The sequence below is a fragment of the Ideonella sp. B508-1 genome (assembly GCF_000333615.1).
Classification (GTDB): domain Bacteria; phylum Pseudomonadota; class Gammaproteobacteria; order Burkholderiales; family Burkholderiaceae_C; genus Ideonella.
This window is the reverse complement of the sequence record NZ_BADL01000137.1, coordinates 1-1692: the sequence shown is the minus strand read 5'-3', so window position 1 is coordinate 1692 and position 1692 is coordinate 1. Positions and strand designations below refer to the sequence as shown.

Sequence of the window (1692 nt, the reverse complement as noted above, 5' to 3'; positions counted from 1 at the left end):
CGAGAGCCCGAGACGCTGCGCCCATCGAACGAATGAACTCGGTCCTTTGGCGTGGGGCTGGCCGGAGGTGAGCGTGTGCCGGACCGTTCCGCAGGAGGGCACGGGGTATGTGGATCTGTACGGGAACTGCCTGAAGAACGAGACGCTTCCATCGCTGGCCTTCGGGATGAAATCCTGTAGCTTGAAGTGGAAGACCGGGCCTCAAGACCAGTACCTGAAGGGGGCGACGCGAGGGCCGAACAAGTGCGAGCCGCATCCCGTCTGGACGAAAGCGCAGGCCATGGGAACGCGGATCGTGAAGCTGATCGGATACGACTGCGGCAAGGCCGACACGCGGCGCTCGAAAGGCCTGGCTTCGTCCGATGCTGACTTCGACTATCTCTACCCCTTGCAACTGATCGGCTGGACGCGCAGGGAATGCGTGAGCGCCATCGCTGCGGTGCTGGGCGCTGACATGGTGCCGATCAAGAGCGCGTGCTTCTTCTGCCCGGCCAGCAAAGCCTGGGAGCTGTGGTGGTTGGCGGCTGAACACCCCGAACTGCTGGAAAACGCACTGGTTCTGGAGCGCAAAGCGCTCACGGGCAAGCACAGCCGATTCAGCGCGGTGGAGTTCGGGGCGAGCTGGGAAGACATGGTGCGCAACGCGGACAGCTTCCCGAGCAGCAACACCACGGTGGGCCTGGGCCGGTCCTTCGCCTGGAACCAATGGGCACGGGTCAATGAAGTGGTGGATCACGAGTTCCGAGTACGCCGCGACAAGCGCGCGGCATTCCTGGCCATGGCCGAGGCGATGTGCGGTCCAGATAACGCGCTCGACGCGCGGCGCGGGAATGAGGGCACCAGCCGGGAGGCCGCCACTTTCGCGCGCGAAAGCTCGCCAGCTATTGACGGTCAATAGGTCGGCGGGTAGAATTGCAGGCTAGAAGGGGTCGCAGCCGTGAACGATGTTCTTGAAATCCTGAACGTGATTGATGAGGCAGAGAAGGCTTTGCCCTCGCTGCGCTTCCCCTGGTACGAACCGGAGCGCCGCCCCCAGGCCGAGGCTTCGGCACAGGCGTCGCTGTTCGGGGCTGGCCGTCGCGCGGTGGATCGCTTCCACAGCGGCAGTTCGGCCTATTGGGACTGCCGGGGGTTCATCCTCGCCGGCGTGCCGGTGGGCATCACGGCCACGGCCCTTCCCAAGCAAGACGGGGGGAAGCTGCTGGATCTGGTTGCGGCCTACACCGGCCGTGGCGGCCTGGTGTTCGTGGACTCCGGCGCCTTCGGTGCATTCGTGGCGGGCGAGGGGCTGGACTTCGAGCGCGACGTGTTCCCGGCCTACGACGAGCTGGTGAGGCGCTGCGCCCGACCTGGCCAGCTTCGCCTGGTAATGCCCGATGTCGTGGGCAACCCCGTGGCCTCGATGGAGCTTCAGCAGCGGCACGCAGGGCGCATCCGCGGCTGGATCGCGTCCGGCGCCCACTGCATCTTCCCGCTGCACTCGCCAAGCGACAGCGCCTTTCTGGAGGCCATAGAGGCTGTGACGGCAGGAATGCCCTACACCGTGGGCGTGCCCCTCAAATCTGGAGCCTGGTCGTTCGCGGAGCTGCAACGGTTCTGCCGCGCACACAAGCCGGCGCGCATTTACATGCTGGGGCTTGGGGCAACGAAGAAGGTGGAGGCGGTGGCCCAAGGCGTCCCCCAAGGTAATTC

General features: G+C 65.4%; 2 protein-coding genes. Both read left to right on the top strand.

What is annotated here, in order from left to right; translation table 11 throughout:
- On the top strand, positions 1 to 898 hold an 898-nt coding region (locus I73_RS26285), incomplete at its 5' end, for a hypothetical protein (protein ID WP_234409423.1).
- A 39-nt stretch (positions 899 to 937) separates the two neighbouring features.
- Positions 938 to 1692 (top strand): hypothetical protein (locus I73_RS30750; RefSeq protein WP_199899035.1); only part of this gene is annotated, 755 nt, incomplete at its 3' end.